Source organism: uncultured Clostridium sp. (assembly GCF_934754915.1).
In the GTDB taxonomy this organism is placed as follows: Bacteria; Bacillota; Clostridia; order Clostridiales; family Clostridiaceae; genus Clostridium.
Map to the genome: position 1 here is coordinate 1 of NZ_CAKVKB010000147.1, position 7,419 is coordinate 7,419.

9 protein-coding genes and 1 pseudogene are annotated in these 7,419 nt (G+C 29.5%); 5 read left to right on the forward strand and 5 right to left on the reverse strand.

Annotated elements, in window-relative coordinates; translation table 11 throughout:
* Positions 1-148: 148 nt before the first annotated feature.
* The 4 genes and pseudogenes from Q0F58_RS15780 to Q0F58_RS15795 all read left to right on the forward strand — a co-directional run.
* Positions 149-655, forward strand: a complete 507-nt coding sequence (locus Q0F58_RS15780) for an ABC transporter permease (protein WP_294378674.1) — start codon at positions 149-151, stop codon at positions 653-655.
* A gap of 92 nt (positions 656-747) precedes the next feature.
* The gene (locus tag Q0F58_RS15785) at positions 748-1,503 is read left to right on the forward strand and encodes an ABC transporter permease (RefSeq protein ID WP_294378676.1); all 756 of its coding nucleotides are present in this window, start codon (positions 748-750) and stop codon (positions 1,501-1,503) included.
* Between the two features lie 355 nt (positions 1,504-1,858).
* Positions 1,859-2,848, forward strand: a complete 990-nt coding sequence (locus Q0F58_RS15790; RefSeq protein ID WP_294378680.1) for a sulfide/dihydroorotate dehydrogenase-like FAD/NAD-binding protein — start codon at positions 1,859-1,861, stop codon at positions 2,846-2,848.
* Positions 2,845-3,843: pseudogene (locus Q0F58_RS15795) on the forward strand (FAD-dependent oxidoreductase); the annotation flags it as partial. The gene Q0F58_RS15790 and the pseudogene Q0F58_RS15795, both read left to right, overlap by 4 nt.
* On the opposite strand, the gene Q0F58_RS15800 reads toward Q0F58_RS15795, so the two are convergent.
* The 4 genes from Q0F58_RS15800 to Q0F58_RS15815 all read right to left on the reverse strand — a co-directional run bounded on the left by Q0F58_RS15800 (position 3,820) and on the right by Q0F58_RS15815 (position 6,692).
* Complete coding sequence (locus Q0F58_RS15800; protein WP_294378683.1) at positions 3,820-4,875, reverse strand: recombinase zinc beta ribbon domain-containing protein; 1,056 nt, start codon at positions 4,873-4,875, stop codon at positions 3,820-3,822. The pseudogene Q0F58_RS15795 and the gene Q0F58_RS15800 sit on opposite strands and share 24 nt — an antisense overlap.
* Positions 4,876-4,884: 9 nt before the next feature.
* Complete coding sequence (locus Q0F58_RS15805; protein WP_294378685.1) at positions 4,885-5,487, reverse strand: recombinase family protein; 603 nt, start codon at positions 5,485-5,487, stop codon at positions 4,885-4,887.
* An 18-nt stretch (positions 5,488-5,505) separates the two neighbouring features.
* On the reverse strand, positions 5,506-6,273 hold the full coding sequence (locus Q0F58_RS15810; protein WP_294378688.1) for a Bro-N domain-containing protein: 768 nt from the start codon (positions 6,271-6,273) through the stop codon (positions 5,506-5,508).
* Between the two features lie 74 nt (positions 6,274-6,347).
* Entirely contained in the window at positions 6,348-6,692 is a 345-nt protein-coding gene (locus tag Q0F58_RS15815; protein ID WP_294378691.1) for a hypothetical protein, read from the reverse strand.
* Between the two features lie 102 nt (positions 6,693-6,794).
* Here Q0F58_RS15815 and Q0F58_RS15820 point away from each other — a divergent pair, with 102 nt between their 5' ends.
* Positions 6,795-6,947 carry a hypothetical protein gene (locus Q0F58_RS15820; protein ID WP_294378693.1) on the forward strand — a complete coding sequence of 51 codons (153 nt, stop codon included), beginning with the start codon at positions 6,795-6,797 and terminating at the stop codon, positions 6,945-6,947.
* 135 nt (positions 6,948-7,082) lie between these two features.
* On the opposite strand, the gene Q0F58_RS15825 is transcribed toward Q0F58_RS15820, so the two are convergent.
* Positions 7,083-7,419, reverse strand: a 337-nt coding sequence (locus tag Q0F58_RS15825; RefSeq protein ID WP_294378696.1) for a hypothetical protein, incomplete at its 5' end; no start/stop codon positions are given.

The window sequence follows — 7,419 nt, forward strand, 5'->3', positions numbered from 1 at the left end:
TTTTAAAACAAATTTAAATATACCATATAAAAATAATTATAATCTATATTTTTAAATTGCTTAAGTTGACGACATTGCACGCACGGTTCTGTGAGAGGAAAGACCTCAGAAAATTATTTCTGAGGTTCACCTACTCGATTTTGGAGTAATGGGATCAAAGGTGACAAAGATAAACACTATATTTAGCACTATAAGCAGGCTTACAGCATCAGTTTCAAGAAATGTTCCTGATGCTGTATGGGCAATGATTTTTCTTTTATCATTTGGCCAGAATATTTTAACTGGATATTTTGCTTTGTTTTTTGTATCTTTCGGAATACTTACAAGAGCATTTATTGAAACAATAGATGAATCAAGCAGTGATGCAATTGAAGCACTTGAAGCAAGTGGAGCATCATATTCACAGATTGTATTTCAGGCAGTCATTCCATCAAGCATGAGTCAGATGATAAGCTGGATACTTTATATGATAGAAACAAATATAAGAAGCAGTACTCTTATTGGAATACTTACTGGAACTGGAATAGGATTTATATTTGATCTTTATTATAAAAATATGAATTATGGAGTAGCAAGTCTGGTTGTAATAACAATAGTTATAGCTGTATTTTTTATAGAGTTAATATCAAATAATGTAAGGAGGGTTATCTTATGATGGAAACGAAAATGAAGCCATTGGAATTTCATATAAATAAAAGTATGTCTGGAAAAATCAAAATTAAGTAAAATGATAAATCTACAAAATATGTGAGACTTACGCTTATAGTACTTTTAGGTATAACTATATTGGGATTTATGACATTTGACTATAAAGAATTAGAATTTGGAAGTGCAGTTTCACAAACATTAGAAAACTTAAAAGATATGTTTATGCATGCAGGACCTTCACATATTACATTTGAAGAAGCAGTTTATCAGATAGCAATAACATTTGCATTGGCATTTTTGACTACTGTAATTGGTGCTGTAGCAGCACTTATTCTTGGGCTGTTTGCAGCAAAAAACTTATCTACACCTATGACTTCAAATATTATAAAAAGCATTGTTTCATTTATAAGAGCTGTTCCAACAGTATTATGGGTATTGATATTTGCTGTAACTGCAGGTCTTGGAAGTGAAGCAGCAATAATAGGTATGACATTCCACACCATAGGATATCTTATAAAGGCTTATTCCGAAGCTTTTGAAGAACTGGATGAAGGAACAATAGAAGCATTGAAAGCAACTGGTGCAAGCTGGTGGCAGATAGTATTTCAAGCTGTAATACCATCTTCAATAAGCTATATTTTAGTGTGGACATTTATGAGATTTGAAATCAATTTTACAAATGGTGTTGCAATGGGTGCAGCAGCAGGTGCAGGAGGTATAGGCTTTGAACTCTTTATGGCAAGCAATTTCTATTTTAATGTAGTAGAAGTAGGATTTATAACAATTGCTATAGTAATTTGTGCAATATTGTTAGAAACTTTTTCAACAAAGATAAAGAACAGATATCTTGTGTAATACCATAAAAACATAAATATTATATAGAACAAGAATCTGTTTAACTTTATGAAGTAGAGTATTTAGTATATTACATTAGTATATTACAGGAGAAACTATCATGAAAAAGAGTATGGAATTTGCAAAGAAAATAACTTCATACATATTTATTTAAGATTATCTGGAAAAGTATTACGTAATATTTGTTTTGGGAAGATTGAGGTTTATGTCAATTTGATAAGTACCATTTTTAACAACAAATGAAATTTATGAGAGGAATCTATTATTAAATGAATGCTGTTAAAAAATATTTGTAGCACTTTAGAAAAATTTAAATAATCTAATACTAGAAGCAATTTTATCTGAAGGAGAGAAAATGATAAAAGAGCCTGTACAATGTATTGATTTAGGGACAGAATACTGCCCTTGCAAATTAGCGGAAAATGGCCAGTGTCTTGTATGTTCACAGTGTCAGGAAGAATGTTTTTGTGACTGTCTGAACTGGAAAGGAGTATGTGTATATCAGGAACTTTATAATAATGGAAATAAGGCAAAGGAAGGACGTAAAACTTATAAATGCAGGGTTATAAAAGTAAAAAATTATGAGGATAAGGTATTAATGATAAAATTTAATGCACCTCATAAACTTGTTTTGGATCTTGTAAAACCAGGAAGTTATATTTTTATACAGACTGATGAAAATAAATATTTTGATGTACCTATTTCAATAATGAATAGTGATATAGAGAATGATGTTATAACTATTGCCATAGAGATAAGGGGAATAAAGACCAGCAAACTTTTAAATACAAAGGAAAATGAAAACATATCAATAAGAGGGCCATACTGGAATGGAGTATTTGGCCTTAAAAATATTGAAGCACAGAATAACAATAAAGTTCTTATTCTTGCAAGAGGAATAGGCCTTGCGCCAATGATGCCTGTAATAAGAAAGCTTAGTTCTAAGCAAAATAGAATTACAGCAGTACTTGATTTAGGAAGTTTTAATGAAAACTTTGCCAGTGAATTTTTAAAGGAATATGATTTAGATATTGTAGAAAAGAATCTTCTTGAAAGAGGTAAACTGTCTGAATATGCAAAAGTCATAATAAGGGATGGAATTAATGATGGAGTTAAATATATTCATATGGCAGGAGCTGATATTCTTACTTATAATGTTATAGATTACTTAAATGAACTGGGAAGAAATGATGTAACACTTTCATGCTGTAATAATTTCAAAATGTGTTGTGGAGAAGGAATATGCGGTGCATGTACAGCAAGATTTGCAGGTCACAGGGTAAAGAGATTCTGCAAGGAACAAGCTGATCCAAGAGCTATTTTTGAGGGGAGGAGATTTATATGAAGGTTATTGTTATTGGTGGTGGCTGGTCAGGAGCTGCTGCAGCAATATCAGCAAAAAAAGCAGGAGCAGATGTTACTGTAATTGAAAAGACAGATCTTCTTTTAGGATTAGGAAATGTAGGCGGCATAATGAGGAACAATGGAAGATATACTGCATCTGAAGAACTGATAGCACTTGGAGGCGGAGATCTTATAAAGATAACAGACAGAGTATCAGTCCATAAAAATGTAGATTTCCCAGGACATAAACATGCAACATTATATAATGTAAATATGATTGAAGGTGAAGTAAGCAAGTATCTTAAATCAATGGGCATAAACCTTATGATGGAATCAAGAGTTAATGATGTAAATTTTGTAAGCGGAAAAATTAACGGTGTCTATTTGAGTGATGATACTTATATTGATGGTGATGTTTTTATTGAAACAACTGGAACAACAGGACCTATGGGAAACTGCCTCAGATATGGAAATGGATGTTCAATGTGTGTTTTGAGATGTCCTGCTTTTGGACCAAGAATAAGCATAAGCCAGAGATGCGGTGTAGATGATATACAGGGAGAAAGAGGAGATGACATTCTTGGTGCAATGTCAGGTTCATGTAAACTTGCAAAGGAAAGTCTTTCAGAAGAAATAAGAAATGAACTTGAAACCAAAGGTGTTGTTGTTTTAAAAGTTCCAAAGGAAGATATTAACTATGGAAAACTTGAAACAAAAGTATGCCAGCAGTATGCATTGAAGGAATTTGCAGAAAATATTATACTTTTGGATACTGGGCATGCTAAATTGATGACTACTTATTATCCATTAAAGAAGTTAAGAAAAATAAAAGGTCTTGAAAATGCAAAGTATGTAGACCCATATGCAGGAAGCAAGGGAAATTCAATAAGGTATTTATCAGTAGCACCTAGAACTAATGATATGAAGGTATCAGGAGTAGATAATTTATTCTGTGCAGGAGAAAAGAGCGGACTATTTGTAGGTCATACAGAAGCGTGTTAGACTAGTTTGACATGTTTTATACTTTAAAAATAGGCTAGACAGTATATTGAATATACTATCTAGTTTTTTTTTAAGCCTAAATTCAACATGAATCTTAATGCCATCATAGATGATTTTATTTATTAATACTTTTAGTTGTTTTTGCTTTTCTTCAAATGTAAGTGAATCATATGAATTTAAAAAGTCATCTAAAAGATTAACTATATTAATAATTTCTGATTGAGATAGTACTATTTCTGATTGATCTTCAAGAAGAGTTTGTTTTTTATCTTCTAAATCTTTTATTGTTTTTTGTATTTGAGACATTTCTTGAAAAAGAACTTTTACTATTGATTCTTCAGTTGTTCTTTTTAGATTTTCAATTATAGATCTCATTGATTTGTTTGCTGCCTCAATATCAGTATCTATTGATTCTATATTTAAGTTTTTCTCTAATTCTTTACTTTCATTTAAAGTTTTTGTTAGTTGTTGTATCAATTTTTCTTTGCTATATGTTTTTAAATGTTCTATAAGCTTTTTCTCGAATAGAGAACCATTTATATTCTTACTGTTGCACCTGGTACCACCAGAATTAATTTTCATGGTACAGATATAATAATGTTGGCGAGTACCATCTTTACGAGGCTGACCATAACGCACCTGCATATTGGAACCACACTTACATTGTAGCAATCCTGTAAGCAGAGCTGTCTTGGATTTTCCAATAGAAGGAGCTTTTTCTGTATTTTCTTTTAATGTTTTTTGTATTTCAATCCAGTCATCAGCATTAATTATACCTTTATGTTTTGCAGTAGCAGCAATGTTTATATCTTCTTTACTATTGCTTTTGCCATATCTTAATAATCCATTCCCATTGGGTTCACCAAATACTTCATATCCGTTGTTTTTAAGATATTCAAATACGTCTTTATTTGATTTAACATATACAGGGTTTTTAAGGATAACATCAATAGTTGATTTATCAATATTCCCACCATTTTTACCTTTAAAATTATTCATTAATGCCCATTTTCCAACTTGAGACAATGATTTTTCTTATAAATATTTTTCATATATAGCTTTAACTATTTTTAATTCATCATTATTGGGTTTTAGTTGCGTTATAGAACGTTCTTTTCCATTTTCATCGATATAATATTCTCGTGTACCATCAAAACCTAAAGGAGATTGACCTCCAAGCCATCTACCCATCTTAGCAAGAGTATACATATTATCTCTGACACGTTCAGCAAGCTGCTCACGCTCTAGTTGTGCAAGACTAGCAAGTATACCTATAATTGCTCTACCAAAACTAGTGGAGCTGTCAAAGCCTTCTGTAGCACTATATATGACACAACCTAAATCTTCACACATCTGCATAGTATTATGTATGTCTCGAGCATTTCTCCCAAGTCTATTAAGTTGGTATATTATAATGCTATCAATTTCTTTATTTTTTACTTTTTTTATCATATCCTGATATCGAGGTCTGTTTTCATTTTTCCCTGAAAATCCTTCATCAATAAATACTTCTGTATTTTCATCAGGATTAATATCAAATTTAAATTGTATAAATTGTTTGCACTTTAATATTTGGTTTTCTATACTTTCGCCTTTTCCAGTGAACTTGGATTTTCTTGTATAGATTGCAATTTTCATTAATATCACATCTCCATTCTATTCATAATTTAAACAACTTTCTAATGGTATATAATTTTCATCTAAAAATTTAGTCGGTATATAAATAAGATTACCTATAATCTTTACACCAACAATATATAAGATCTTTTGTCTATCATTTTTGTTTATAATTAGTTTTTTCATTTCGTTTAATACTGGAGTATTTTTTAGAACAAAATAGTTATCTTTGGTGTCAATAATCAAGTTATTATTAGATTTTAGAAAGTTTCTAAGGATTTGAACTGTTAAGGATGGTAAATATGACTTATTAATTCCAGTTTGTATTGAGAGCGTGAAAAGAGTATGCTCCTGTGATAAATACTCCTTATTTTGTTTTTCTATTTCTGATTTTTCTTCTATCAATCTTTTATTATCATATTTTAATTCACTTATTTTATCTTCTAGTAGTTGTTGATTTTGTAGCAGTTCATCTGTAATATATAGTCCATGTTGTCTAATTGAAGGTAAGACTTCTTTTGTAACCCAACGTTTGAATTTTTTGGCTTTTTCAAGTTTTGAACTAAATATCAAAGAATACATTCCACTTTCATTTATTAATATCATTTGTTGTTTTCCGCCAGGGGTAGGTATTTCACCTACCCCTTTGTCATCTTCATCAACATGAGTTCTTAATGAATCAGATGTATCTTTGTATCCTAGACATTCAGCAACATCTTTACCAATAAACCAACATTCATTGTTAATAAATAGTGTTCTTACATTTCCAAGTTCTTCATTTTTAAAAATTTCAATTTTATTTCTCAATAAAAATTACCCACTTTCATTTATTTAAAGAATTTAATTCATTTTCATTGTTCATATTGCAGTGATTTTTTTATTTATCTTATAATTTTAAGATGATCTTTTATATCAAAAACATCTTCTTCAGTTTCATGAATTTTATGCTTAATAAATTTAACATCTTTTGAAATTGATCTTGTTGCAAGTTCTATGACTTCAAGTCTATTATTTAAGGTATTATTGCTTTCATCAGAGGAAGTACCGATTTGATTAACAATAGTTTCTTGACCTTCAGCTAAAAGTTTAATATTGTCAGTTGCTTTTTCAAGAAGTAGTGTATTCTTATTTATTTTCTGTTCTAATTTGTCAATTTTCATTTCTGCCTTAGTTTGATTTTCAAGTATCTGCATTAGTAAATTTTTGATTTCATTATCATTTTCCATTAGAAACATCTCCAATCTGTATTATGTATTTCTTATGATTTTTAGTTTATTAAATTTAATGATGTTATAATATAAATATATTATTAATGGAGTGTGAGTTATATGATTTACAATATAAAATTAAGTGAATCCCAAATAGAAACTATAATGAATGCATTATTTGGGGTTGAAGCTGAATTTGGTAATGCTGAAGATGAAATGGAGATTTACAAGTACCTTGAATTAGTTACTGGCTTAAATCCATCTTATGTTTAAAAGAAGGTATCAATTAATATTTTTATTAATCCAAATATTTGTTCACAATCCCATTTATCTGCTTGACCAGTAGTGCTGTGAGCAAGACTATGTCTCAAGTTGTTTATAGCTTCTATACTTAATGGCTTATTTTATTCAAAATCTATATTTTTGCTTATATTTTTTATAATTATCTAAATTTATATTCCCATTAGAAAATAAGTCATTCAAAATTTTTTTAAAGGTATCAATTGAAAAATATGAAAATGGAAGCTGATTAATAAATGGTGAAGTTTCAACAAGATTTTCATTATAATAATCTTTTAAACTTATAATTATATCCACTAAACTTGGAGCAATAAATAATTGGTCAAAATCAAGTAAAATATTATTGTTATCCAAACCACTTAAATCATAATATAAAACAGTTATATATAGTAGAAGTGCTTTATCTTTACGATTTTCTTCAAATAGAAGTTCTGCCATATTTGAT